At 50.9% G+C, this 24,519-nt stretch carries 24 protein-coding genes; 5 read left to right on the forward strand and 19 right to left on the reverse strand.

What is annotated here, in order from left to right; all coding sequences use genetic code 11:
- Positions 1–387: class A beta-lactamase-related serine hydrolase (locus tag KKF06_07300; GenBank protein ID MBU1617560.1), on the reverse strand; the 387-nt coding region annotated here is incomplete at its 3' end.
- Between the two features lie 68 nt (positions 388–455).
- On the opposite strand from KKF06_07300, the gene KKF06_07305 reads away from it, so the two are divergent.
- Genes KKF06_07305 through KKF06_07315 form a run of 3 tightly spaced genes read left to right on the forward strand, consistent with a single transcriptional unit; the run spans position 456 to position 1,434 of the window.
- Positions 456–635: a tautomerase family protein gene (locus tag KKF06_07305; protein ID MBU1617561.1), complete on the forward strand. Its 180-nt coding sequence runs from the start codon at positions 456–458 to the stop codon at positions 633–635.
- Between the two features lie 2 nt (positions 636–637).
- Positions 638–1,081 (forward strand): GatB/YqeY domain-containing protein, encoded by a 444-nt coding sequence (locus KKF06_07310; protein MBU1617562.1) that lies wholly within the window; start codon positions 638–640, stop codon positions 1,079–1,081.
- Complete coding sequence (locus KKF06_07315; protein ID MBU1617563.1) at positions 1,078–1,434, forward strand: sulfite exporter TauE/SafE family protein; 357 nt, start codon at positions 1,078–1,080, stop codon at positions 1,432–1,434. The genes KKF06_07310 and KKF06_07315 overlap by 4 nt, the downstream gene beginning before the upstream one ends.
- A gap of 3 nt (positions 1,435–1,437) precedes the next feature.
- Here the strand turns inward: KKF06_07315 and KKF06_07320 are convergent, their stop codons facing one another.
- The 3 genes from KKF06_07320 to efp are packed head-to-tail and all read right to left on the reverse strand — an operon-like array spanning position 1,438 to position 3,318.
- Positions 1,438–2,307 carry a decaprenyl-phosphate phosphoribosyltransferase gene (locus KKF06_07320; protein MBU1617564.1) on the reverse strand — a complete coding sequence of 290 codons (870 nt, stop codon included), beginning with the start codon at positions 2,305–2,307 and terminating at the stop codon, positions 1,438–1,440.
- The gene (accB, locus tag KKF06_07325; GenBank protein MBU1617565.1) at positions 2,304–2,759 is read right to left on the reverse strand and encodes an acetyl-CoA carboxylase biotin carboxyl carrier protein; all 456 of its coding nucleotides are present in this window, start codon (positions 2,757–2,759) and stop codon (positions 2,304–2,306) included. The genes KKF06_07320 and accB overlap by 4 nt, the downstream gene beginning before the upstream one ends.
- Before the next feature lie 4 nt (positions 2,760–2,763).
- On the reverse strand, positions 2,764–3,318 hold the full coding sequence (gene efp / locus KKF06_07330) for an elongation factor P (protein MBU1617566.1): 555 nt from the start codon (positions 3,316–3,318) through the stop codon (positions 2,764–2,766).
- A 59-nt stretch (positions 3,319–3,377) separates the two neighbouring features.
- Here efp and plsY point away from each other — a divergent pair, with 59 nt between their 5' ends.
- Positions 3,378–3,962 (forward strand): glycerol-3-phosphate 1-O-acyltransferase PlsY, encoded by a 585-nt coding sequence (plsY, locus tag KKF06_07335; protein MBU1617567.1) that lies wholly within the window; start codon positions 3,378–3,380, stop codon positions 3,960–3,962.
- Entirely contained in the window at positions 3,959–4,945 is a 987-nt protein-coding gene (locus KKF06_07340; GenBank protein MBU1617568.1) for an NAD(P)-dependent glycerol-3-phosphate dehydrogenase, read from the forward strand. The genes plsY and KKF06_07340 overlap by 4 nt, the downstream gene beginning before the upstream one ends.
- 4 nt (positions 4,946–4,949) lie before the next feature.
- Here KKF06_07340 and KKF06_07345 read toward each other — a convergent pair whose 3' ends face one another.
- Genes KKF06_07345 through KKF06_07415 form a run of 15 tightly spaced genes read right to left on the reverse strand, consistent with a single transcriptional unit; the run spans position 4,950 to position 24,462 of the window.
- Positions 4,950–6,233 carry a hypothetical protein gene (locus KKF06_07345; protein ID MBU1617569.1) on the reverse strand — a complete coding sequence of 428 codons (1,284 nt, stop codon included), beginning with the start codon at positions 6,231–6,233 and terminating at the stop codon, positions 4,950–4,952.
- Positions 6,234–6,235: 2 nt separating this feature from the next.
- On the reverse strand, positions 6,236–6,715 hold the full coding sequence (locus KKF06_07350; protein ID MBU1617570.1) for a hypothetical protein: 480 nt from the start codon (positions 6,713–6,715) through the stop codon (positions 6,236–6,238).
- A gap of 19 nt (positions 6,716–6,734) precedes the next feature.
- Positions 6,735–7,244: a type II secretion system protein M gene (locus KKF06_07355; protein MBU1617571.1), complete on the reverse strand. Its 510-nt coding sequence runs from the start codon at positions 7,242–7,244 to the stop codon at positions 6,735–6,737.
- A 2-nt stretch (positions 7,245–7,246) separates the two neighbouring features.
- Positions 7,247–8,842, reverse strand: a complete 1,596-nt coding sequence (pilM, locus tag KKF06_07360; GenBank protein ID MBU1617572.1) for a type IV pilus assembly protein PilM — start codon at positions 8,840–8,842, stop codon at positions 7,247–7,249.
- 32 nt (positions 8,843–8,874) lie between these two features.
- Positions 8,875–10,326: a glycosyltransferase family 39 protein gene (locus KKF06_07365; protein MBU1617573.1), complete on the reverse strand. Its 1,452-nt coding sequence runs from the start codon at positions 10,324–10,326 to the stop codon at positions 8,875–8,877.
- Positions 10,307–12,403, reverse strand: a complete 2,097-nt coding sequence (locus tag KKF06_07370) for a hypothetical protein (GenBank protein ID MBU1617574.1) — start codon at positions 12,401–12,403, stop codon at positions 10,307–10,309. Before KKF06_07370 ends, KKF06_07365 begins: the two co-directional genes overlap by 20 nt.
- Positions 12,400–12,798, reverse strand: a complete 399-nt coding sequence (locus KKF06_07375) for a prepilin-type N-terminal cleavage/methylation domain-containing protein (protein MBU1617575.1) — start codon at positions 12,796–12,798, stop codon at positions 12,400–12,402. Before KKF06_07375 ends, KKF06_07370 begins: the two co-directional genes overlap by 4 nt.
- Positions 12,788–14,701, reverse strand: coding sequence for an asparagine synthase (glutamine-hydrolyzing) (asnB, locus tag KKF06_07380; GenBank protein MBU1617576.1), 1,914 nt, complete (start codon positions 14,699–14,701; stop codon positions 12,788–12,790). The genes KKF06_07375 and asnB overlap by 11 nt, the downstream gene beginning before the upstream one ends.
- A 3-nt stretch (positions 14,702–14,704) precedes the next feature.
- A complete protein-coding gene (locus tag KKF06_07385; protein MBU1617577.1) occupies positions 14,705–16,039 on the reverse strand; it encodes a radical SAM protein in 1,335 nt (444 codons plus the stop codon).
- A complete protein-coding gene (locus tag KKF06_07390) occupies positions 16,026–17,504 on the reverse strand; it encodes a hypothetical protein (protein ID MBU1617578.1) in 1,479 nt (492 codons plus the stop codon). Before KKF06_07390 ends, KKF06_07385 begins: the two co-directional genes overlap by 14 nt.
- Positions 17,495–18,241 carry a glycosyltransferase gene (locus KKF06_07395; protein MBU1617579.1) on the reverse strand — a complete coding sequence of 249 codons (747 nt, stop codon included), beginning with the start codon at positions 18,239–18,241 and terminating at the stop codon, positions 17,495–17,497. Before KKF06_07395 ends, KKF06_07390 begins: the two co-directional genes overlap by 10 nt.
- On the reverse strand, positions 18,238–18,609 hold the full coding sequence (locus tag KKF06_07400; protein ID MBU1617580.1) for a response regulator: 372 nt from the start codon (positions 18,607–18,609) through the stop codon (positions 18,238–18,240). The genes KKF06_07395 and KKF06_07400 overlap by 4 nt, the downstream gene beginning before the upstream one ends.
- The gene (locus KKF06_07405) at positions 18,602–20,185 is read right to left on the reverse strand and encodes an AAA family ATPase (protein MBU1617581.1); all 1,584 of its coding nucleotides are present in this window, start codon (positions 20,183–20,185) and stop codon (positions 18,602–18,604) included. Before KKF06_07405 ends, KKF06_07400 begins: the two co-directional genes overlap by 8 nt.
- A gap of 15 nt (positions 20,186–20,200) precedes the next feature.
- Positions 20,201–21,451, reverse strand: coding sequence for a PorV/PorQ family protein (locus KKF06_07410; protein MBU1617582.1), 1,251 nt, complete (start codon positions 21,449–21,451; stop codon positions 20,201–20,203).
- Entirely contained in the window at positions 21,448–24,462 is a 3,015-nt protein-coding gene (locus KKF06_07415; GenBank protein ID MBU1617583.1) for an Ig-like domain-containing protein, read from the reverse strand. The genes KKF06_07410 and KKF06_07415 overlap by 4 nt, the downstream gene beginning before the upstream one ends.
- Between the last annotated feature and the right edge of the window lie 57 nt (positions 24,463–24,519).

A 24,519-nucleotide genomic window follows, 5' to 3' on the forward strand; every position in this document is an offset into this window, starting at 1 on the left:
CATTTTGGTCGCGGTATTATCGGAACGGGTTATCATCAGCGAGATCAGCCGGCGGAGAGAATAATAGCGTCCGAACTTGGTCCACTGCAGGATCCCGGAGCCGCCAAGTTTGTCCTGAGGCCGGTAGGGGACTTTGGTTTCAAGGTTTATCTCCCCCTTTTCTGCCAGCGCGTAAGCGGCTGCCATGACCGGGATCTTGCCGACCGAGGCGGTTGGAAATTCAGCCGTTCCGTTGATCGTCAGTTCCTGGCCGCTTTTTAGATCGATAAAAGCGACTCCGACCTTCAGGCCGTGAGGCTTGGTCAGAGCGGAGAAGCGGTCCGCCAGGTCAGCGCTGGCCGGCAGGCAAATTAACAGAAGAAATAATAGAATTAATGCTTGAAACATGGGAAACAAGTATAACACGCTCGGAATGAATGGTAAAAATTGCTATAATCCCATGGGGGTGGATATTTATGCCGATCGTTAGGGTTGAAATGTGGGCCGGACGAGATAAGGAGACCAAAGCCAGGTTGATCGATGAATTGACCAATAAGGTTTGCGAAATAACAAAATGCCCGCCGGAAGCGGTAATTGTCGTGATCGAAGATATTCCCAAAGAAAATTGGGGCCAGAACGGAAAACAGGGAGGTTAATTATGGAACAGAGTGAATTATTAAAAAAGATCAATACCGATCTGATGATAGCGATGAAAGGGAAGGACGAGTTCCGTTTAGCGGTTCTCCGGATGATGAAAAGCAAGGTTTTATACGTCAACGCGCGCGGTGAGATCTCGGAAGCGGAAGTAATTAAAATATTGAATAAATATGCTAAAGAGTTGAAAGAATCGACTGAAGAGTTCAGGAAAATTGGCCGGCCGGCCGAAGTGGAAAAGGCTATAAAGGAACTGGCGGTCGTGCAGGAATACCTCCCCAAAGAGATGTCGGCGGAAGAAGTAAAAGCGGCGGTCACCCAAACGATTTCCGCCCTGGGGGCCGCTTCGATCAAGGAGATGGGGAAAGTGATGAAAGAAATTACCGCCAAATATCCGAGCATTGACGGTAAATTAGTCAGCCAATATGTGAGAGAAGTCTTGAAATGACCTGGGTCTGGCTGGTCCTGACCGGCTTTTTGGCCGGTATTTTCAGCGGGCTGCTAGGTATTGGCGGCGCGACCATTGTGATCCCGGTCCTGGTCCTTGGTTTTGGGTTGAGCCAGCATCTGGCGCAGGGGACGACCCTGGCGATGATGATCCCGCCGATCGGTCTGCTGGCCGCCTGGCAGTATTGGAAAAATGGGCATGTTAACTTTCCCTGGGCGTTAGCTCTTTGTGTCGGTTTTTTATTTGGCGGGTTGATCGGCGCTTATTGGGCGAACCTGATCTCCCCGGAACTGCTCCGCAAACTGTTTGGCCTGGTCTTTCTGGTCATTTCCCTGCGGCTGATCTTTTGGTAGTCTTTAGATATTAGTGTAAATAATAACAGCTAGCGCGGCGATCCATAAAACAATGTCAATTAATAAAGGCGGATCGGAAAGCAAGGTCCTCTCCGGTTGTCCCCCTTCTTCCTTCTTGTAGATCAGATATAAATAGCGGAAGATCCCGTAAAGAACAAAGGGAATGCTGTAGACAAGGCTGTTGGTGCCAAATTTCGCGATTGTTTCCGGCCAAAGGGTGTAAAGGGCGTAGGCCATGACGGTCGACCCGGCAACTGCCGAGATCAGCTGGTCAAGCAGCCTGGGGTTATACTCATCCAGGATTTTCCGGTGCTCGCCTGCCAGGTCAAGGGTTAACAGCTCGTGCCGACGTTTCCCCAGGGCGATAAACAGGGCCAAAAGGATGGTGCAGATCACCAGCCAGGGGGAAAGAATGACCTCGATCACTACCACCCCGGCAATAGCGCGTAAAACGAAGCCGGCGGCTATCGAAAAAACATCTAAAATCACCATATTCTTGAGAAAAAATGAGTAAGAAAGCATAAGTAAAATGTATGCCGCAATGACCCAGCCAAACGAGGCATTTAACCAGAAAGAGATTGGCAGAGCCGTTAAGATAAGTAGTAGGGCGAATGAAATGGCGAGGGAAGTTGAAACCTTGCCGCTGGCAATGGGCCGGAGCTTCTTGAGCGGATGCTTTTTGTCAAATTCCAGGTCTTTGACGTCATTGATGAGATACATAGCGCTGGAGATCGCGCAAAAAATGATAAAAGCGTCAATAACTTTTAGTAAAGGAGCGAGCTGGAAGAATTCCAGCGAAAAAATGATCCCGGCAAAAACAAAGAAATTCTTGGTCCACTGTTTGGGCCGGAGCGACAGGAGGAGATCAATCATGCTTTTTTGATCAAGAACAGCTTCTGCCCATACTCAACCGGTTTGCCATTCTCGACCAGTATTTTTACGATCTTCCCTCCCACTTCCGCTTCGATCTCGTTGAACAGCTTCATCGCTTCAATAATGCAGATCACTTTACCCGGCTGGATGCTGTCGCCTGCTTCGACAAAAGGACCTGATTCCGGAGAAGGGGAGCGATAAAAAGTGCCGACCATTGGAGAAGTAATGGCAGAGAGGCCATCCTCTTCGCTGGTAGCGCTTGATTTTGTTGGAGTAGCGGCAGTTGGGACCGGTTCCGAGGCGGCAACATGAGCGGATGCCGGGGTGGTGGTTACTTTCCCCCCCTCGCGCCTGACGTCATATTTGACCCCTTTTTCTTCGATCGACAAACCGGTGATATCTTCTTCTTTGACTAACTTAACTAATTTTTTTAAAACTTCCCAATCTAACATAATTTTATACCCTCCCGAGGTATTTGCCTTCGCTGGTGTCGACTTTAAGGACTTCGCCGACATTAATAAAAAACGGGACCTGGACAACAGCGCCTGTTTCCAGGGTTGCCGGTTTGCCGCCGGAAACTGTATCTCCCTTGAAGCCCGGAGACGTTTCGACAACTTTCAACTCAACGGTGGCCGGCAGATCAATATCGAGGACCTCTTCACCATAGAAAGAAACGTTGCAGACAAAACCATCTTTCAGGTACTTGCTCTGGGAGCCGATCTTGGCTGCGGGAACGGTGATCTGTTCAAAAGTCGATTGGTTCATGAAGTGAAAACCTTCTGTGTCGGAGTAGAGGAATTGCATCGGCTGGTATTCGATCCTGGCCCGCTCGACTTTGTCGTCTACATTAAAAGTCCGTTCAATAATGGCGCCGCTGCGCAGGTCCTTGAACTTGGTCTTGACTCTTGCCTGTTGGGCCCATTTAATGTGGTTATATTCCAGGCATTTAAAGATTTTGCCGTCAATCTCCACGGTCGTTCCTGGTCTGACTTCGGTTATTGCTATGCCCATAAATGAATTAAAATTATACCAAGCTTGACGGTCAATTTCAAGTAAAGTAGAATTGAAACATGATCTTTTTGTTCGCTTTAGGTTGCTACCTGCTTGGTTCTATTCCTTTTAGCTTTATTATAGCCAAAATATGGGGGGTTGACCTCCATTGTGTCGGCTCCGGCAACATTGGGGCGACCAATGTGCTCCGCTCTGCCGGCCCGCTGCCGGGGGGACTGGCCTTCTTCTTTGATTTTGCCAAAGGGTATGCCGCGGTCCTGATCGGCAGTTTGGTGGGCGGGGACCCGTTGGTGATCATTTTCCTTGGGTTGGCCGCTTTGCTGGGACACACTTTTCCTGTCTTTCTTGGATTTAGGGGAGGGAAGGGAGCGGCGACCGGCTTTGGGATATTGGCCGGGATCGCTCCGGATATTTTTGGCCTGGCTTTATTGCTGGTAGTTATTATTATTTACCTGACCAGATATGTTTCGCTCGCGTCAATTATTACCCCCTGGGTCGTGGCCGTATTAATGTATATAATGGTAAAACCGCTCCCTTATTTTTATCTGTCTATTGTTGCGGCCATCTTTATTTTGGCCCGCCATTTACCCAATATTAAGCGGCTGATGAATGGGACCGAGTTGCGGATAGGAGAAAAAAAATGAAAATATCGATTGTTGGCGCCGGCGCCTGGGGAACGACTCTGGCCCTCTTATTCGCGGAAAACAAGCATCCGGTCACCATTTGGGCCAGGGAAGCAGAGGTCGCAGGCTCGATCAATGAATTTCACGAGAACAAAATGTATCTTCCCGGGTTCCAACTCCCGGCTATAATTGAGGCTTCGTCTTGCCTAACATGCCTGAAAGAGGCTGATCTTGCTCTTTTTGTCGTACCAACTCAATATCTTAGAGGGGTGGCCAGGGAAGCAAAAGAGCTGATCAATCGTAAAGCGCTGATCGTTTCGGCCGGTAAAGGGATCGAAGAGGGGACCAGGCGGCTGCCGGCCGAAATTATTAAAGAAGAGCTTAATTGCTGCGGCGAGGCTTGTGTCCTTTCCGGCCCCAATCTGTCAAAAGAGATCGCTCGGGGGCTCCCGGCGGCGGCGGTTGTTGCCGCGGCTGACAGGGATTTGGCGCTTGCTGTCCAAAAAAGCCTCCTTTCCGGGCGTTTTAGGGTTTATACCAACGACGATGTTATCGGGGTTCAGCTGGGAGGAGCGTTAAAGAACGTCATTGCGATCGCTTCGGGGATCGTTGACGGTTTGCAGTTGGGGAACAACGCGAAAGCGGCGATGCTGATCAGGGGGATCGCCGAGATCACCCGGTTGGGGATCGCGATGGGGGGGAAGAGAGAGACTTTTGCCGGATTATCAGGAATGGGAGACCTGATCACCACCTGTTCCAGCCAGCTGTCGCGCAACCATCAGGTTGGAACAAGCCTGGCCGAAGGTAAAAGCATTAAAGAGATCATGGCTGGGAAAAAAGAGGTCGCGGAAGGGGTCCCGACGACAATTGCCGCTCTTGAGCTCTCCAGGGAGTATAAGGTCGAACTACCGATCGCCCGGCAGGTTCATAACGTCCTCTATCAGGGTAAGAAACCCTACGAAGCGATCACCGAATTAATGAGCCGCGACGCGACTTCTGAATAAAGCCTTAGTGGAGTAATTTAGCTTTTTGTTTTGCGCTTTTATTTTCCAGTTCATCCTTGGGTTCGTTCATTGTTTTCAGATATTCAGGGGTTACGATATGCGGCGTGACAAAGACCAGCAACTCGTCTTTCTCCTTGCTGATCACGGTTTTTCGAAAAAACGCGCCGATGACCGGGACATCCATCAGGAAGGGGACGCCATAATCGGTTTGGACATCTTTTTCTTTCGTCAGTCCGCCGATGACAAAAGTCTGGCCATCGTTAACCACGACCTCGTTTTTGGTTTCAGTCGTATTTTCCTGCGGCAGGTCACCCACGACCGATCCTTCGCTGACCTTAGGGGCGACCTTCATCCTGATCAGGCCGTTCTTTGAAACGTTGGGGGTGATAGCGAGCGAGGTGCCGACCGAAAGGAAATTGACGACCTGGGTAGTGGTCGTATCGGAGATCACCGTGGTCTTGTAGCCGTACTTGGCGCCGATCAGGATCGTCGCCTCTTTGTTGTTCATGGTGGTGATCCTTGGGGAGGCGATGACGTTGTAATTGGTGTTGGTCGCCATGGCGGAGAGATAGCTTTCGACGTTAATGTCGGTATAGACCTTGAAGATCTGCCCGTAGAGGCCCTGGGCGGGATTGTCGCCCGGTCGCCCGGAAAGGTTTTTAGTTTGGACCACGTCATTGGCGTTGGTCGACTTGGTCGCTTTGATGTCGACCCCTAAATTGGCGTTATTGCCGGTGCGGACTTCAATGATCTTGGCTTCGACCATGACCTGGATCGGCGGCACGTCGAGCTCCTTGATCAACCTCTCGATCCGGGGGAGGTAGTCGGAAGAGGTTTGGATCACCAGGGCGTTGTAGGCGTCATCAGCAGTAACGGTGCTTCCTGAAGGGAGGATCGCGGTCAAAGTCGTCTGGAGATCGGTCGGTTTGGCATTGGCCAGATAGTAGGTGCGCAGGATCTTCTTGGTCGAGACAAAGATCGTTCCCGACTCTTCGAACCAATCCAACCCTTTGGTCCGCAGGACCGCTTCCATTCCTTCTTTCGGGTCGATCCCGGAGAAGGTTACAGTGACCTTTCCGGTCACGTCGTCCGCTGCGACAATGTTGACCTTGGTCGCCTTGGCAAAGATCTGCAGGACCGATTTGACATCGGCATCCCTTAAGTTGAGATACACCTTTCCCTTGCTGATGGTGACATTTTCCATCTGTTTGGCCGGGGCGGCAAAAGCGCCGGTCTGGCAGAGGAGCAGGATCGAACAGAGCAAAACGAGACTGACTGTTTTTTTCATGATTATTTTTCCTCCATTTTTAAAGTTTTTTCCGACGACCCTTTTCTGATAATGACCCGGTCTTTATAAATTGCGGTGACTTTCCAGTTCATGACCGTTCCTCCAACCGGGACCGCCTGGCCGGAAATAAACGCGATCCTCATATCCGTATCCCACCAGATCCCTTCCAATTTGGGTAAAGCTGGCGGCGCTTCTTTTGGCTCTGTTGGGGCCGCCTTGGGCTGGGGTTTGACCTCAAACTCTTTGATCTTGATCCTCAAAGCGAAAGGGTCGACCAATTCTTTGAATTCTGGCTCTGGCGCGGGAAGCGGGGCGAGGGATGTTGTCGCGGCGGTTTCCGTGGTGGCAGGCGCCGATCTATTGGGGGGGGGTGACTGGAAGTTTGGTTGAGGAGCCGGGAGGTTTGTCTCGTTTGGCTGGTAGTAGGCATAGAGCGCGTATAAGGCGGCGACCAAAGCAACCAACGATAATAATATTTTCATAGAGTACACTCTTTATATTTTAGTAATAGGCTATCAGAGTCATTGTTATGTCAAGCGTCGGATCTTTCGCGCCATTGGAGAAGCAGTCGAGTATGTCAATTATAACGATTATTGGAAGATCATTCAAATAGACCATGAAGTCGTAGAGATTTCTATATTTACCGGAGCAGGTAAGGCTGAATTTAAGCCGCCCCTGTTCCTGGCTCTGGATTGGACGAACGGTGATCAGATTCAGTTTTGATCTGGTTGTGACCTGGGAAATGCTTTGCAGGGTTTGCAGGGCTCGCCTCTGGGTGGAAGATGGAGTGTCTGGCCGTATGACCCCAGATTTATCTTGCAGTATTTCCAGGATCCTGATCTTTTTTTCCGCGACTTGAAGGTCCAGACGGAGTTCCTGGCGTTTTTCCCTGGCGATTTTGAGTTCCCGCAGAATTGGGGAAAAGAAAAAGAGATCAAACATATAGATGGCAATGACCAGCGCCATAATGGTTAACAGGTTTCTTTCCCGGTTCGATAATTTATTGAGCATTACTACTCCTTGATTCGGCCGACAATCTCAAAATTAAATGATTCCACGTTGTGCTGGTAGTTTTTTACCGCCTGGACGAGTTGAACATCTTCCAGAACCGGTGAAGTCGAAAGGTTTAAAACAAAATAGGATAGGATGTTTTCGGCTGAATCGTTATATTTGTAGGCCGTCCCCCAAAGGTGGAGGCTGTTGATCGTCATTTTGATGCTGTTAATAGTGACGCTAACGGGAATATAATTACTAAGCTCTTCAAAAACCCTTGGAATTTGGGTCCGTTTTTCCTTAAACGACGTCATCATTAGTCTCTTTTGCTCTTCTTCGGCGGAGTCTTTTTCGAGCTGGCTAAATCTTGTTAACCTGGGTTGATAATAAGTCAATCGGGCGTTAAGGTAGTTGTTATCCTGCTGAAGCAGGACCGCTTGCGCCCAAAAGATTAGGTAAACCGCCGCCAGAACCCCGAAAAAAGCCGGGAAAATGACGACCGGTCGCGAGAGCTTGCTGGAGATAAGTTTCCAGCGGTTCTTCACGTCGTCAGGCAAAAGGTTGATCTTGTTTTTGCCGGCCAGCACCGCGCCGATCGCGGCCGAGAGCCGCGGATTGTGATCAAACTTTAGTTTGGGGATTTCAATTGGGATCCCCAGTCCGGCCTCCAGAAATTCCTTGAAGTTCGGGGTAAGCGAACTCCCGCCGGTCAGGATAATTTTGTTAACGGTCGCTTCTCCGCTCTGTCCTTTGTAATATTCGATGGTCCGGGCGATCTCGCCCAAGACTTTTTCCAGAGCGGGGCGGACCATCGCTTGCAATTGGGAGATGGGGAGTTCCCTAACCTTGGGAAAATTTTCAGCGTTGATCGGGATCCCGTACGCCATTTTTATTTTTTCAGCTTCATCCAGGGATATTTCAGCTTTCCCTTCAGCGGAAACAATTATCCCCGACATCGCCAGCGTGATCGCGTCGCCGCCGATGGGCAGGTCCCGATTGAATTCAAAGATCCCTTTGCGGAAGATGCTGATATTGGTGCTTTTTTTTCCGAGATAAATAACAGCAACCAATTTATCGGCGCTTTTTGCCAGTTCTTCCTGATAGAGCTCCTGCAGGGCGAGCGGAAGAACGTTGATGCCGGCTAAATTCAGGCCGGCTTTAGATAAAATATGCTGGTATTGATGATAGGTTTTACTGCTCAAGCAGGCGGCAACATAGTTGGTTCTATCACCGGCCGGCGTTTTTTCCTTGGGCAGGGGATAGAAATCAATGATTGCTTCTTCGATCGGGAAGGGGATCTCCTGGGTGAACTTCCACCGGATCGCTTCCGCGACCTCCGATTCGCCGACCCCGACCAGGGAGACTAATTTAACCGCCGACAATTCTCCGCCGGCGGCGACATAGGCTTCTTTGGCCTTGATGCCATGAACATCAAGTAGTTTGCGCAAAGCGTCGGCTTTGGCGTTTTCAACTTCGGGGTGATCTTGAAGCTTGGCGGGGATTTCCGTGATCCCCCATTTTTTTATGGTTGGACCCTGTTCAGTAATCTCGACCTCGACCACTTTAACTGAACTTACACGGAGGTCAATCCCTAAGGCTGATCTTTTCCACGGCATTAACGCCAATTATATCGGAATAAAGGTGATTGTCAATTCGACATCGGAACAAAAATACCGACCCCGCCGATGATGGTTTTAAAGCGGTAATGTTTCTTAATGGCGGTTAATATTTCTTCGGTAAACTGGTGTTTTTGATGTTCTGAAGGGTAACGCGGGTCAAAGTCCAGAATAATCAGAGAAAAGGTTTCTTCGCTTATTCGGTTGATGATCAAAGACTGGTCCCATAGTTGTTTTCTGGCAAGCATTGACATGGCGAATGAATCAAAAATAAATGTTTTGTTATTGAACAGGGCCCATTGGGCGTCCGAGGTTAAAATCTCTCCTTTGGTTTTCCTGATCAGAGAATTAATCTGATTGGCGTGTTTAATGTTCAGCCGAAAATGTTTTTTGAGCGCGGACGGAGAAATGTTGGAAAAAAACGCGGCATGTAATAGCTGGGCAAAGATCAGAACGGACAGAAGCCATACTGCGCTAAGGTCGCGGGGTCGGTCGAGAGGAAAAGAGCTTAGCGCGATCGCGATGGTCGCGAAGATAAAAAAGGAGAGCTGAAAATTGCTAACCGTTCCGATGCGGCCGCTGAAGCAAAATTCGATCAGTGAAAAAAACAGGCCAAGCGTGATAAGCCTGAACGAACGGTAAGGTCTGGTGAAGGGGTTGAAGTAGAATGCCAGTAAAATCGGATAATAAGGATGGGAGCCGATAAACTGTCGCGCGTGATTCAGCAGTATTTCCGGCCTCCATGGCAGGATCGAATAGGTCACAATGTGCTGATAAAAAAGACCGTCGGTAAGATAGCTCAAAACGAGAAAGATGGTCAGGCCGAGCAGGCAGAAAACCCCGATCGATTTAAGAGCGGATTTGTCGCGGGCAATCAGGCTGTCGGCGATTATGGCGGCCGGAAAAGCGATCAGCGTGTGTTTGGTAAATAGTCCTAAAAGCAGGGGGAAGATGAAGAGCCAGGCAAATCTTTTGGGGCGCGCGAGATAGAGCGCCAGCGCCAGCATCATCAGAAAAATCCCCGGGAGATCAACCCTGATCAGGGCGCTCCAATGGAGGATAAGAGGGGAGGATACATACAGCGACAGTCCGGCAATGACGCTGAAAAATGACTTTGAATAGCGGTTAATGATAAAAGCAAGGATGATCATGATCAATATTGACGAGGCAAAGGTGATCAAACGGCCAGGGAGGAAGAGTTGTCCGGGCGATGATGGAGTGGCTTTGGCCGCCAGCCAAAGGTAAAGCGGCGGATAACAAACCTGCAGGAAGGGGGGGGAATCCAGCGGTTTGTAGAGGTGACCCAGGCCGCCTTTGAGACGGAGCGCTTCATTCAGGACCACGCTTTCCGAATTGTCGACCTGCAGAGGATACCCTGCTGTTTGAATTTCATAATGCAGAAAATTCAAAAGCAGCAACCCGAAGGTGTAGGCGAGCAATAAGGCTAAAGCGCCGGTCTTTGCGTTAAAATAAAATGGTTTCACTGTTTATCTTCTCCGTTTCCTCTTTGATCTTCCTGGCGAGTTGTTCCCGGTTGGCTTGCGGTTGGCTCGCTGGATAGTTGAGGTTCTTCAGACAGCGCGACCATAAACGCTTTGCTTTATCGTAATCGTCTTCCACATACCGGTAATACAATCCGGTGTTGAACAACAGGTCGGGATCGTCGGGGTTGAGCCGACGTCCGCGCGTCAAGTAATGTCTGGCCAGCGCGTATTTCTTCGCCGTTAAATAGATGGAGCCGAGGTTGTTGTAAGCGGGAACATAGTCCTGGTTTAGCCGGAGGCAAGAAAGATAGAACCCCTCGGCTGACGCGACCCGGCCGCCGCCTTCGGCAAAATACCCCAGCAGGTAGTAATCCCAATAATTGCCGATGTTTTGCCTCTCTTTTTCGCGCAAGACCTTTTCCAACGAAGATAATTTGTTTTGTTCGTTGTAATATTCGATCAGCAAATCATAAGCGGCGCTTTGTTGCGGCGCCCGACTGATATTCAACCGGCAGAGCCGGATAAAATCCTGTTCCCAACCGAGCAAACGAAACAGCTCGGCATAAGCAAGATTATCATCCGGCGGATTTCGCCCGGTGTCCGGCAAAGCCAGGCTGATGGCGTCGCTCCTAAGAAAAAGGACGGAGGCATTGTCATAAGCGGCCAGCCGCCAGTTGGCCTGTTTTAGCAGGTAGGGGATCAGTTGCCTGGTTTCCTTTGAATTGTAGGAGAGGAGGGCGGCGGAGAAGTCGAAGGTCGGCGCCAGCCGGGGGAAGGCCGTTTCCGGTGTCGTCAACAAGGACAAATAATCACGATAAAATGATTCGTCATAGACCATGTTGCGGCCGTCGATAAAAACCTTGATTTCCGGGTAAAGGCTCCAGATTAAAAAGTTGCCGATATCGTAATTGTTAAGCAGGCGTCCGCTGTCGGGGCGCCAGCAGGTTTTCAGGCAATCGATGGTCCGCGACGGATAAAGCTGGAGCGCGGCCCCCAGTCCCGGTTCCCGATGCCAGAGAGGCTGGCGCCAAAGACAGACGGCCAGCGAGATTTCAAGCGCGAAGAACAGTCCGAGCCCGGCCCGCCGCCGGATCGGGCCGGGAGAGGGCCATTCCAGGTCATTTAAGTTCTTTGCCATGACGTAAAAACCGATCAGACCGAAGTAAAGGACGAACCTTCTGGAATACAGATAAATGAAAAAAAACACCAGGAAGAGCGCCAGCCGCGAAAATTCGACTTTTTTCCGATTGACCAGGATCAACAGCAAATTCAATCCGGCAAACCACAGGGGGAGCCGGTCAATAACGGACATCCGGGTTTGAAGAGGCGGGAGCCATTCACTGATGTTTTTGATGTAAATCCATTTGGTAGTTTGTTGGACCGGATAAAATAGGAGCCTGTAGCCGTAAGGATTGGCCAGGCATGCGCCAAATAAAACAACCGCGAGCGGCAGATAACGGGTCAGATCAGGCTGACGGTTGGACTGGAGAAAGCGGTCCAGCGTGTCGCCTATAAAAAAGACCGCCGCCAGCAACGGACCAAGAAGAAATGACCCGTGCTGGTTGGCCCAGAGCATTTGGACCAGGCCAAGACCAACCAGCCAGGCTGACCGTCCGGTCCGGCGGTACTGGTTAAAAAAGATCAAAAAAATTGAGCAATAAAAGAAACCGAACATTTCAGCTTTGACTACAAACCGTTCGTTGACGACCAGGAAAGTCAGGATTAATCCCGCCAGCGCGGGAAAAAATGACGAACGATCGCGGGACAGATGGAAGAAAAGCGCGAAAAAACCAAAGGAAAAAAGCCCAAATTTTAGAAAAATTAATCCCGGAAATGAAAAAAAGTGAAAAACGGAGAACAGGATATAATCGGAGAGCCAGGTATGGATTATTACTTCTTCCCTGGTGCTGGAATAGGCAAAGGTTTCGCTGGCGGAAAGAGCGTGATGATTGAACAGGTATTGGCCCTGAGCCAGGTTCCCCCAGATGTCGTTGTTGCTGACCTTGAAAGCGAGCAGGAAAAACAGAACAAGCAGGGCCAGGCAAAGCGCTGCGAAACGGTGTGTTTGGCGGATCATTGCCGGGTAAAATTGCCGGTTGATTGATAAAGATAATAATGGCCGGTCGGCCTGAATAAATATCTGTTGCCCGAGATCTTTTCCCAATTTGGTTCGATAACCGGTTGGAGCAAAACTTGAGTAAAAAGGGGATTGCTTGCCCCGGCATTTCCGTAATTGGCATTGTCCAGGCTGTAGGGGTACGTGTTATTTAAGCCTTCGATAACTTTTTCCACTGAATAAATGGCAATGCCGGAATGGATTGCTCCGATTGTTTCTTTTTCAATCGCTTCATAACTTTTAGAACGGAAATCAATAAAACGCGGCAGGATGACTGTGCTGATAACGCTAAGGATTATGATGATAATGATCGTTTCAATCAGCGTGAAACCCCGGCGATTGTTATTAGACAACATATCCTTCCTTTTTATTCCACATCGCCAGAATTAACAGGGTCCAAAGCGGGTGCCCATAATCTTTCGCTCCCCTCTGATGGTCGCGCATCATTTCGGCTGGAATTATAAGGTTTTCCATTATTGATTGCAAGTGATTGTTTCCCGTTAAATGTTCCCGTAGCAGGGCCTGGCCTTGAGAGGTGGCAAGCCAGGCGGAGTAAGGGATGTTAAACCCTTTTTTTCTTTTTTCGGCCAGATCGCTTGGCAAGTATTTTTTGGCTATTCGTCTAAATAATATTTTATCCTGGAAAAGATTGAATTTTAATAAGGTGGGGATCGTCTGGCTCTGTTCGATCAATTCCTTTTGCAGGAAAGGGACGCGGACTTCCAGAGTGTGCCGCATGCTGATCAGATCGGCCCGGTATAAAAGATCTGAAACCAGGGATATTTGCTGGTCCAAATACAGGTGGCCGGCCAGCGAATCGGCAAGTGCGGTTTCATTGAAAAGCCGCTGGGCCTGTGGGAAGGCTGTTTCCTGGGTTCTGGCTTGAGTGATGAATTCCGGACGGCAGAAACGGGAGATCTCCGCTTCCGAAAAGGCCCGCCGCCAGAATAAATGGGCGTAAACCTCCGAAACCCCTAAACCTTCAAAAAAACGTTTTAACTTGAAATCCAGGCTGACTTTATCGCGGGAGACAGGCAGCCTGGCGACCAGGTTCCGGAGGCGGTCCGTTAAGCCAGGAGGCAGACGGTCTAACAGTCGTTTCCAGAGCAGGGCCCGATAGATCTCATATCCCCCGAAGAGCTCATCGGCTCCCTCGCCGGCCAACAGGACGCGCACGTCCTTTTTGGCTTCCCGGCAGATCAGTTCGTATGGGACAAAGGAGCCCTCCGCAAACGGCTGGTCGAGGCCCGCGATCACTTCCGGCAGAGCGGCAAATACTTTATCCTGGTCGATCGTTATCCGATGATGAATGCTCTTGACCTTTTGAGCCACCCTGACAGCGGCGGCGGTGTCGTCGAAACTTGCTTCGGTGAAAGCGGCCGAATAAGTATGCAGTGGGGCTGGATGGTGCCTGGCTCCCAGCACGGTTAACAGGCTGGAATCAACTCCGCCGCTAAGCAGGATCCCCAGCGGCTGGTCGGTTGCCAGGGCCGATTTAATGTTGGCGGCAAGCAGCTGCTCGGTCTGTTCAGCCAGCTCGCTTGGACTTTTTCCAGAGTCCGTGCCGGCAGGATGGCTTCGCCAATACGCCGCCCGGGAAAATTGTTGGTTTTCAACAATGATGTATTCTCCCGGAGGCAGAGCTTGAATCTCTTTATAGATGGTCTTTGGTTGAGGGATATACTGCAGACAAAGATAATCGTAAAGGGCCGCGTGATTTATTGATAGGGGGGCGCAGACCGCTTTGAGCGCTTTGATTTCGGAAGAAAAATAGAGAGTTCCGTTACGCTCCAGATAAAAGAGCGGCTTTACGCCGGCCTGGTCTCTTACGAGCAGGAGTCTTTTTTTTCTTTTGTCCCAAATTGCCAGGGCGAACATTCCCTGGAGTAAAGCCAGGCAATCGATCCCCTGTTTTTCATATAAAGTTAAGATCGCTTCCAGGTCGGAGCGCGGCGGACGGGAGAGTGGACGCGGAGCTTGAGCAAGCAACTCGCCCGAGTTGTAGATTTCTCCGTTGGCGGAAAGAAAGATATCTCCCCGTTCATTGGCCAGCGGGACGGTAAACCGATTCCGGGAGTCGACGATCGGCAGTCGGCGCATGCCGATGGCCAGCGGAAGATCCGGATCAATGATTTTCCCTGAATATGTGCCGCGATGAGCGAGCGCGGCGAGCATCCGGTCAATTTTATTATTCAGGTCGGAACGGGTCGGGCAATCGCGGCTTAAGTCAAAATGATAGATGCCACAGATGCCGCACATGGTTTAGAAGAAATAACTGCTTGCCGCCGCTCCGGTCGGCTTCAGGCCGCGATCTTTATAGCCACGCTCGGCGATATTGTTTAGCCAGGAGAGGCGGCATTTTTCAGGGTCGCAAAACAGACGCGCTTTGTTGAAAAACAGGTACGATAACAGGGCAATCTTCCGGTGTTCCGCGTCGGTCTCCTCCAGGAAATTGCCGATTAAATAGTCCGGGTCGGAGACCCTGACAAAACAGGGGTAAACTTCACCGGTCGGTCTGAAAATCTTGAAGAGCAGGGAATAATAACAATAGGCGAACGGCTGGCCGCGACGCAAGCCATTACCTTCGGAAACCTTGCTCCAGTTGGTGTGGTTTTGGATATAGCGACCGACCGGCTGATCAGCCAGAATAACCTCTTCAAACTCTCTGGTAGCTTTTTCAACCTGCTGAGCAGAGCAGATCATTGACTCATGGACATGGTTCTTCCTGACTTTTTCCGGCGAATCTACCCCCGGCCGCATCGGGCGATATTGGATGTTGCTTTTAACCAGCAGGCGGGGATCAACTCTGTTGACCAGAGCGTAAATCAGCCTGGGGACAGTCGTTGCTTCCGCGATATTGCGGCTCCAGTAAAGAAAGCCGATCCCGACATTAGGGATAGGGCCTCGCAAATAAGTGATGAAATTGTTCAGAACCTGTTGAAAGCCGTCTTTTCCCTTTGTTTCCAGGAAAGTTTCCGGCGCGGCGGCATCTAGAGACAATCTGGTCCAGTCGATCTGTTCCTGCCAATTGCCTGGCGGGATAAAGGTCCCTTTAGTCACCAGTCCGATCTGGATCTTTGGATTGAACCTCTTGATCTCCGAGACCAGATCGCTGAAAACCTGTTGCTGGTAATGGTAGAAGGTCGGTTCCCCGCCGCCGACCAGCACCACCGAGCGCGGCTTGTAGCGTTGCAGGATCTTAGCCACAAAAGGGAAGGGGAGGACGTCATCTCCTTTGTCCTTATAGTAACAGCCGATACAGCGATGGTCGCAGAAATCGGTCGGATGGAATTCCAGGTGGCCGATGGCAATAATTGAATCAAGCAGGTGTTCAACCTCGGCCACGGTCAGGCCGATATTTTGGCCAAGACGCTCCAGCGTGGACGGCAGGGGAATGCTTCCTTTCTGCAACTGGTCAAGGAGGGAGAGGTTGCTCTCGACCAGCTCTGCCGGAATGTCATCGGTGGCGATCAAGCCTAATTGTCCGCCGATCTTGATTTTTTTTTCCAGCAGTTCGAGATGATTAAGGATTCGCGCGTGGTTGCGGGCGACCTGGTCAAGATAATTGGCGACAGGAGCGATTTTAATTTCGACCACGTTTTATACCTTTAAATTTGTATATTCCCCAGACTCTGGAGCCGTTATCCATTTTTGGGGTGCTGAAATTGGCGACATTCACATAATCAGATTTTATCATATTCATGATGAAAGGGATATCGCGATATCGCCCGCTGATTGCCAGATAGTTATACCGGCCGTCTTTTATTTCTGAAGAGAAACGTTGTTTGTCCCAATGGCCCAGCTGTTCCTGCCATTTTAAAATGTACGGCTCAAAGACCGGCATTTTACCGGCCAGGATCGCTATGGCGGCGTCGTCGGTCAAGACATCGCCCTTCGACGGTTTGATGATCGACACGATCTGGTTTTTAACCAGCTTATCCTGGCCGAAATACTCCAGCGAAGCGCTTGGTTCAAAAAAAGATTGCGCGAAAGGGTTGAGCGAGCAGGGAGTGGTCGCCAGCGCGAAAATGGCCAGTGAGGCCAGCAAAAACCGCTGATGCCAGGGATTCTTCCAGAAAACCGGCAGAGCGAAGCAGATAGCCAGAAACAGCCAGAGATAACTCTCCAGGAAATAATTGGTATCAGAGCCCATCCGACTGCCGAAGATGAGAATGTAAAGGAAGGAGGCGGCCAGGCCGCTGAAAGCCGCGATCTGAACGGCGGCCAGCTTTTTTTGTTGAAGCAGGAACAGCAATAAACCGACCACAAGGGTCAAAAGCGGCCAGTAGAGCTTGAAAAAAAGGAGAAGCAGGTTGATTCCGTCGGTCAGGTTAAAATACGACATCGAAGTCATCAATCCGAAAACTTGAGGGATGTATTGTCCCAGGGTGACGATTTGCAACAGGCCAAGAGTGAGGCCAAGACAGATTGAAAATAACGTAATCAGCCCGAGAGTTTTGACAATAGTCCGGTCTTTTTGGAATTCACAGGAGAGCCAGAGGCCGAAAACCACGATCGGCGGGACGATAAATGATGATTTGGTTACAAAAGCCAGCCAGAAAAACAACAGCGCCAGCATTTTTGACCTAAAAGAGTCGCTTCTGACCAAACCAAAATATAGCGCCAAACAAAGAAAAAGAGAGAGGAGCAAATCAACCCGATAAAGCGTCCCCCAATAAAAAATGTCGGGTGAGGAGAGGAAGGCCAGAAAGAGAAGAAGGCCAAGGAAACGATCGCGGCTGTAACAATAAGAAAGTCGCGCAAAAAACCCGGCGATCAGGAGGGTCGAAGTCAGACTGATTAAACGGCCGGCCGTAAGCCCCAGATGAAAGAAAGAATGAAGCGGCAGGGCTAACAGATAAAATAACGGCGGATAGGAGGTTGGCAGATACGGATAAAGCTGGTAGTTGGGATAAAGTCCGAAAGTTTTGGCGGCAACGAGCGACCCCCACATTGCCCCTTCAACATGATTGAAGGAAAACGGATAGCTAAAGACAATGAAAACATGGCTGAGAAAATACAACAAATTAAAAAAAAGCGGCGTGAAGGCGATCAGGTACATTGTTCACGGCTGAAACCAAGGGTGTTCCCGCAGTATTGGTGTTTTATTTTGAATAATTCGATCAAACAGTTAAGGTCAGAGCGGAGTTTGACCTTTGAACCTTCGACATAGCCCCATTCCACCGGCGCTTCGACGACTTTTAGGCCGGCCTGACGCGCCGCGTATAAGATGTTGCTGTCAATCATCGACGATTTGCATTTCAAGCTTGGCAGGATGTTTTTCGCCGAGGCGGTTTTAAAAATCTTTATGCCGCAGAAAGGATCTCTTACCCGGGTGGCGAGGATTGATCGGACGCAAAAACCGGCCAGCGAGCTGTTTAATCTTCGGATTAACGGTGGTTGTTTCCGGATGAAGGAAGAAGGGAGTTTTCTGGAGCCGAAAACTATGTCGGCCGATCGCGTGTAGGGGAGGAGTCGGTCGAGCTGTTCCGGAGCGATCGCCCCGTCAATGTCGATAAAGGCGAAAAGCGGAGCGGTTACCTGCCGCAACCCATGAATAAAGGCCGCTCCTTTACCTTTCTCGCTTATGACCAGGACTTTTAGCCGCTGGTGCTTGTTGGCCAACCGTTCAACGATTTCAAAGCTTTTATCCGTGCAGCCGTTCAGGACTACGGTCATGGAAAATTCCAGGCCATAAAGCCGGGTTAAATGGGAGTAGAACGCTTCCAGCGTGCGGTGGCCGAGCAATCGTTTTTCTTCGTTATAGGCCGGGAAAATCACCTCAAAGCGGCTGGTCATGGCGCCATCAGATGCTTATTGATAACGTCTATCAGATTGTCAACTTCAAATGGCTTCAAGAAAACATCGTTAATTCCGGCCGCCCGGCACCTGTTGGTAATATCAGCAACATCAAAGGCGGTTAAAGCGATAATTGGAGTGGCTCTGTTAAAACGACTTGTTCTGGCGCGTCTCGCGACCTCAAATCCATCGACCCTTGGCAACATAATATCAAGCAGGATAAGATCAAACTTTTTCCTGGCCAAAACTTCTAAGGCCTTTTCCCCGGTCTCGACCCCTTGAAACTCGTAGCCGGCCGTTTCAATAATCTGTTTGAACATGGAAAGGGTTGCCGGGAAATCTTCAATAACGAGGACCGATTTAGCCATTATTGTTCTCCCTTATGATATTTTGTCCGGGATTGGCCAGCTCAATTTCATTCTTGTAAGCCGCGACGTCTGGAGCGTCGATAACATTTTTGCCGGCTCGCATCGCCTGGGTAATAACCCAATCGCTGATCTTAAGAATGCCGCGGGGAATGCCGTAACTTAGGTCGAATATTTTTTCAACCGCGGTGGTGGTAAAAGGTCCCAGCCCTTTCCCGCCGGCGTTGGAAATCCTTTTTTGCAGTAGATCTTTAGTTTCTTCCAGAGAAAGCGAGCCGAGCAGGATGCTTTCCACGATCCGATCAAACAAAGCGGGAAGGTCGCGTTTTAGTTTTTCCCGCGCTTGAGGCAAACCAGCCATGACCAGCGTGACATTTTGCAGGTCGCCCAGAGTCCTGATGAACTGCTCGAATTCCTCGTTAAACTCGTGGGCTTCGTCAAGGAAGATGATTATCGGGCGTTTGCTGGCCCGACAGAACTCCTGAAACTCATAAATGGTGTACTTTTTGGTATGGGTCGTTTTTTTGGTGATTGTTGCGGAAACCAGGTCGATTAATTCATCCGGTCGGCTGGGGGGGCGAATAACATAAATGGTTTCAAAGCGTTTTTTCAGGTTTTTCTCCAGCCACTGCAATAAGGTTGACTTGCCGGTCCCCAGGCCGCCAATTACTAAAATATGGCCGCTGGCGGTATTTATTTTTTCGATGATCATTGAGATTTCAGTTTGATGTCCGGCGTAAGTGTCCGGAATAATGCTTAAGGTAAAAGGATTTTTCTGCCAATCAAATTTAGAAAACCAGCTCTTTTGGGTATCGGTCAGATCAGGAAGCTTCAGGCGATAACCGCATTTTTTGCAAAATTCCGCGTCTCTGGGATTGAAAGTGCCGCATTCATCACAGCGTGTAAGCCTGGCCAGCCGCCAGTTGGAAATCAGCTTGTATATTAACAACATAACCAGCGCGGCAAAAACCGCTAAGTAGGGAGCGACAACGTAAGTAAGATCATTGGTTTTTTGGGGTAAATCGACCGGCGCGGCGGCTTCCAGGGAAATTTTCGCTTGGATTTCGGCCAACAATAATTTTGAATCAGGATAATTGGGGATAATTGATTCGATTTGTAACAGGTAATTGATCGCCTCGATCGGCCGGCCGCCGGTAAAACTTTCTTTTGCCGCCAGAAAGAGTTGCAACGCTCGGGCGTTCTTGGCCTGTTGTTGAAGATCAGCGTCTTTTTTCTCTGGCGCGGCGCGGCGCGGCCGCGGCGCGATTACTGGCTTTGGTGTCGGGACAGGAGTCGGGACAGGGGTCGCGACTGTCTTTGGGATTGGAGCCGGGGGTGGGGTTGGCTTTTCCCCTGTCCCTTGAATTTCACTGAGGAAAGACCGTGCTTTGGCGTTGTTTGGCTCGTACTTCAAAACCTCATTCAAGTTTTTAATTGCTTCATCGTTGTTGCCGATAAAATACTGGTTGACGGCCTGATCATAGAGCTCGTCGATGGTGGTTGGGAAAGCGGGGGCCGCGGAAAAAAATAGTAATAAAAACAGGCCGACCGCTAGCCGGTTATCGCGTGTGCTTTTCATGTTCGCTCCTTTCGCTTAGTTCTTTTTATCAAGGGAAAGTATAAATTCTAATTTCTTTTTTAAGTTTTGAGCCTGTTCGTTGTCCGGGTCTTTTGCCAGCGCCCGTTTGACCTGTTCCAGCGCGGTTTTGTACTGCCGATTGACGACCGATTTCATCGCTTCGCCAAGGTAAATAAGCGAATCGGCCCGGCCCTTTTCGGTCAGCTGTCTTTCCAGTTTGTTTTGGGCTTCTTTTTGCAGGGCCAGGGCGTCGCTGTTGTCCGGGTTCATTTCCAGCACTCTGGAGAAGAGGACCAGCGCGTCCAAATACTCCCCCTTATCATAGCTCTTTTTTCCGGCGGAGAGAAGTTCGTAATAAGGGGAAGTCGCGGTCTTAATCTTGGCCGGAGAATCCAGGAGAATGCCAAGGCTGAACTGATGCGCCCCCCCCAGCTCCTGATGGCTCAAATAAGCGTAGTCAAACGAAAACCGGTCGGCCGCCAGGCCGATCCCGGCGCGCGGCAGACCGCCGTCACTGCCGAGCCGGACGGCTAAAAGATTTTTAACCAGATATTCGGCTCCAACATTGAACCTGGTCGTGTCGGGATAAAAAACGATGTCAGTATTAACCTTGAGGGGGGCGTTATAAAAGGGAATAGTCCAGCCGGTCGCCAGCCGGTAGGCGGTCGGCAGGGGGGTGGTGTCGGAAATGAACTTCAAACCAGGTCCGTAGTTAATGACCGCCAGGCCCAAATTAAGGACGGAGTTAGCTTTATACAGTAATCCGGCGTCAAGCGCCAGGGTTGTCGCGGCGCTTCCCTCCAGCCGTTCCGAAATCAATCTGACCCCGCCCCCAATCGAGAGGTCGGTATTGAGCTTTCTCGCCAGCGAGAGGTTAAACCCATAAGAATAAGTGTTAAATGAAGAGGTTAAGGCGCCGTTCTGGTCATACCCCTGGATATCGCCGGAGCCAAACGATAAATAACCGAGCCCAACCGTTCCTATGTTCGTTGGATAAGCGACTGCCGCGGCCTGGTAGGCGGTCGAACCAAAAGATTGCCCGTACAGGGTCATAGCTTCCGGGAGAATTAGCTGGCTTAATCCGGCAGGATTGAAAAAAATGGCTGAAAGATCGCCGGGTTGCGCGGTAAAAGCGTTCCCCATGGCCAGAGGCCTTGCCCCCGCTCCAAGCTTTAAAAATTCCACACCGGAGCCGGACCCGGGCGCGGCAAAGGCGGCCGTTCCCCAAAGGAAGCAGACAATATAGAACAGCGCGTTCTTTTTCATCTGATAATTACCAATTTTCCTGTCGAAGTCCCGCCAGTCGCTTTAACGACATAAAAATAGAGGCCGGAGGTCAATAGTTCACCGGCTTCATTCCTGGCATCCCAGTTAAATTGTCCATTGCTGGTGTTGCTGATCGTTTTTACCAGGTCGCCGGAGAGGGTGAAGATCTTGATCACTCCCTGGGTCGGAATGTTGCTAAAAGTTATAGAGGAGTGTCCGAGCGATGGTTTATAGGGGTTGGGAAAGGTGAAGACCGCGCTGGAATCAGTGGCTGAAGTCGCCATCAGAGCGTAGACTGAAAAACCGGTGATCGGAGCGGAGACCAGGTGATTAACCAGGTCGACAGTCGAACCGGGAAGACGGACCCAGAGGCCGTGGCTTTCATCGAGCCGGTAGATCATCAAATTGGCGGCCGGGACCGGTGGGGTTGTTCCGTCAATAACTCCATCGTTGTCAAGATCATCATAGAAGAAGGTCAGGGTAACTGATGAGGCAAAACTGGTCGAAACTCGTGATCCATAGGCATCAAACGCGTTGAGTTCGGTGATTGATCCCGCGCCGCCCGCTTTGCTGTTTGCCAGCGTGATCTTAGCCGGGTCGACAAACCGAGGTTGAGTGATCGGGTTCTGGTTGATATCAACCAGGCCGTCGACAGGCAACGCCCCGCCCGCCAAAACAACCCGCACTTTACCATCACTGCTGTAGAAGGTGTTGGCCGCCGCCTGGTCGTAAGTAACGGTAAAAGACCAGCTTTCAGCGGTTGCCAGCGCGCCCAGATCGGCGTTTTTCGCGTTAGTTGAGATCGTCGCCTGATAGGTGTAGCCTTTTTCCATGGCGGCCAACGGTGTGAAATAAAGCGTCTGGCCCGAGGCGTCCCAGGTGGAACTTCCCGAAACCGCCGGCGATTCTAACGAAACGGCATTGTTATCGCGGATCGCTTTTAAGGTCAGGGCGTTTATTGTTGACGGCTGGTCCATCACCTGGCTGAACTGGATGGCAAGGGTGGCGTTGGGACGGATGTTGATCGCGCCGCTGGTTGGCGTCAGAGTTGTGATATTTGGGGGTGGGGAGATAGTGAAGGCGTTGGAAACAGCCGCGGTCAAACCGCTCGCGTTGGCGGTCAGCGTATAACCGGAGCCGGGATTATTGCTTGATAAATCATTAAAAACAACGGTTCCATTGGTTGCTGTTTTAGTCAAAGTTCCGGCCAGTGTGCCGCCGGCCGGGTTACTGCCGAGGCTAACGGTTACCTGGGTGGAGCTGTCGGAAACAATATTGTTGCCCAACGCATCCTGGATTAAGACCTGAACTTCCGGGGTGATGACGGAATTGGCCGGGGTGGTTGCCGGCTGGACGGAAAAAACGACCTGGGCGGCCGTGGCGGGAGAGATGTTAAAGGAGTCGGTTATGGCTGAAGTTAAACCGGACGCTGAAGCGTTTAGCGTATAACCGGTCCCGGTTTTGTTGATGCTAAGGTCGTTGAAAGTTACGATTCCGGCCGCGGCGGTTTTTGTCAGCGTCCCGGCGAGCGTTCCACCGCCGGGATTATTGGCAATGGCGATCGTGACCGGGGTGCTGTTATCCGCCGTGTCGGTGTTTCCGTCCGCGTCCTGGATTATTACTTGAACCGAAGGAGAAATAATGGTCCCAGCGACGGCGCTTGTCGGCTGAACTGCACAGGCAAGCCGGGTTGAAGTCGATTTCCAGGCGGCGTAGCGGTAGTCGACCAGGTTGGCATTAACCGTCGCGTTGGTCCCAACTTGGAAACCGTCGGTCTCCAGAGCCTGCACCATGTCAAGAGCGTTGGCGGTCGCGGTGAAATATTGAGCGCTGTCGCCGCTCAAATTCCTGGCTTTTTGGACCGCTCCGCTGGTGAGTTCCGGTCTCTTGATCCAGGCGAGTCCGGGCCGAAAGCCCAGTCCGCTGATCGAGCGGTTATCAATGCCATTTCCGGTATATGCCCCAACAGTGCATTGGCCGGTGGTGTTTTTAAAAGCAAAATAAAAATAAGTGGAGGCGGCGGTGTTGACTTCGGCGTTGGCGCCAATTTGAAAGCCGTCCGTTTCCAGCGACTGGACGCGATCGGCGGTATCGGCCGTGGCCGAGAAATACGCGGTCGCGTCGCCGGCGATGGCGGATGTTTTGAAAACGCCAAGCGAAGCGGCATTCCTCTTGACCACGACGAGATCTGGGGTAAAGCCCAGCCCAGTGATGGAGCGGTTATCGAGTCCGGTCCCGGTGTAAGCGCCAACCGTGAAATTGCTGGACCCGGAGCCGCTGAAAGCGATCCAGCGGTAGGTGACCGCCAGGCTGTTAACAGCCGCGTTCGCCCCAACGGTGAAACCAGTGTTATTACGCGAGACTATTCCATTGACGAAATTTACCGCGGCGGTGGCAAAAGTAGCGGTCGAATCAGAAGCCATCATAGGGGAGGAAAAGACCGCGGCGCCGGTTGAGTCTGATTTTATTATCACCAGTTCCGGCTGGAACGGCAGGTCGGCAATCGACTGACTGGCGCCGTTCCCTACATAGGAGCCGCTGATCATCCGGAAAACTCCGCTGGGGGTTGTGGTTGGCACCCCCCTGAAGCCGACGCAGTAATAAACACTGGCGTTGGCGTTGACCCTGGCGTTAGTTCCGACCGAGAAGCCGCTGGCTTCTAATGTCTGGATATGATCAACCGCATTGGCGGTAGCGGAGAACAATTGGGTTTCGTCGCCATAATTCCGATTGTTGCGCATGACGGCGACATTGGCGGCGGCTGATTGTTTTACCCAGACAAGATCCGGTTTGAAGCCCAGAGCAATTGAGCGGTTATCTACTCCGTCACCGGTGTAGCTTTCGATGGTCAGACTGTCCGCCCCGGCTTTAAAGGTGAAGTAGTAATAGGTCTGGCCGTTCAGGTTGACTTCAGCGTCACTCCCAACCTGAAAACCATCGCTCTGCAAAGCCTGAATCCTGTCAGCGGTCGGGGCGGTAGCCGAAAAATAGTGGGTGTTATCGGCCCCCATTTTTGAGGTGGACCAGACTCCCAGCGAGGCGCCGTCGCGTTTAATGACAGCCAGGTT

Source organism: Candidatus Margulisiibacteriota bacterium, from assembly GCA_018822365.1.
Taxonomy (GTDB): domain Bacteria; phylum Margulisbacteria; class WOR-1; order O2-12-FULL-45-9; family XYB2-FULL-48-7; genus XYB2-FULL-45-9.

Bases quoted from the DNA above. Each gene is read 5' to 3' on its own strand.
- KKF06_07305 (MBU1617561.1), top strand. From the start codon at position 456: ATGCCGATCGTTAGGGTTGAAATGTGGGCCGGACGAGATAAGGAGACC.
- KKF06_07310 (MBU1617562.1), top strand. From the start codon at position 638: ATGGAACAGAGTGAATTATTAAAAAAGATCAATACCGATCTGATGATA.
- KKF06_07315 (MBU1617563.1), top strand. From the start codon at position 1,078: ATGACCTGGGTCTGGCTGGTCCTGACCGGCTTTTTGGCCGGTATTTTC.
- KKF06_07320 (MBU1617564.1), bottom strand. From the start codon at position 2,307: ATGATTGATCTCCTCCTGTCGCTCCGGCCCAAACAGTGGACCAAGAAT.
- accB (MBU1617565.1), bottom strand. From the start codon at position 2,759: ATGTTAGATTGGGAAGTTTTAAAAAAATTAGTTAAGTTAGTCAAAGAA.
- efp (MBU1617566.1), bottom strand. From the start codon at position 3,318: ATGGGCATAGCAATAACCGAAGTCAGACCAGGAACGACCGTGGAGATT.
- plsY (MBU1617567.1), top strand. From the start codon at position 3,378: ATGATCTTTTTGTTCGCTTTAGGTTGCTACCTGCTTGGTTCTATTCCT.
- KKF06_07340 (MBU1617568.1), top strand. From the start codon at position 3,959: ATGAAAATATCGATTGTTGGCGCCGGCGCCTGGGGAACGACTCTGGCC.
- KKF06_07345 (MBU1617569.1), bottom strand. From the start codon at position 6,233: ATGAAAAAAACAGTCAGTCTCGTTTTGCTCTGTTCGATCCTGCTCCTC.
- KKF06_07350 (MBU1617570.1), bottom strand. From the start codon at position 6,715: ATGAAAATATTATTATCGTTGGTTGCTTTGGTCGCCGCCTTATACGCG.
- KKF06_07355 (MBU1617571.1), bottom strand. From the start codon at position 7,244: ATGCTCAATAAATTATCGAACCGGGAAAGAAACCTGTTAACCATTATG.
- pilM (MBU1617572.1), bottom strand. From the start codon at position 8,842: ATGCCGTGGAAAAGATCAGCCTTAGGGATTGACCTCCGTGTAAGTTCA.
- KKF06_07370 (MBU1617574.1), bottom strand. From the start codon at position 12,403: ATGATCCGCCAAACACACCGTTTCGCAGCGCTTTGCCTGGCCCTGCTT.
- KKF06_07375 (MBU1617575.1), bottom strand. From the start codon at position 12,798: ATGTTGTCTAATAACAATCGCCGGGGTTTCACGCTGATTGAAACGATC.
- asnB (MBU1617576.1), bottom strand. From the start codon at position 14,701: ATGTGCGGCATCTGTGGCATCTATCATTTTGACTTAAGCCGCGATTGC.
- KKF06_07390 (MBU1617578.1), bottom strand. From the start codon at position 17,504: ATGTACCTGATCGCCTTCACGCCGCTTTTTTTTAATTTGTTGTATTTT.
- KKF06_07395 (MBU1617579.1), bottom strand. From the start codon at position 18,241: ATGACCAGCCGCTTTGAGGTGATTTTCCCGGCCTATAACGAAGAAAAA.
- KKF06_07400 (MBU1617580.1), bottom strand. From the start codon at position 18,609: ATGGCTAAATCGGTCCTCGTTATTGAAGATTTCCCGGCAACCCTTTCC.
- KKF06_07405 (MBU1617581.1), bottom strand. From the start codon at position 20,185: ATGAAAAGCACACGCGATAACCGGCTAGCGGTCGGCCTGTTTTTATTA.
- KKF06_07410 (MBU1617582.1), bottom strand. From the start codon at position 21,451: ATGAAAAAGAACGCGCTGTTCTATATTGTCTGCTTCCTTTGGGGAACG.
- KKF06_07415 (MBU1617583.1), bottom strand. From the start codon at position 24,462: ATGGGGGCCGATAACACCCACTATTTTTCGGCTACCGCCCCGACCGCT.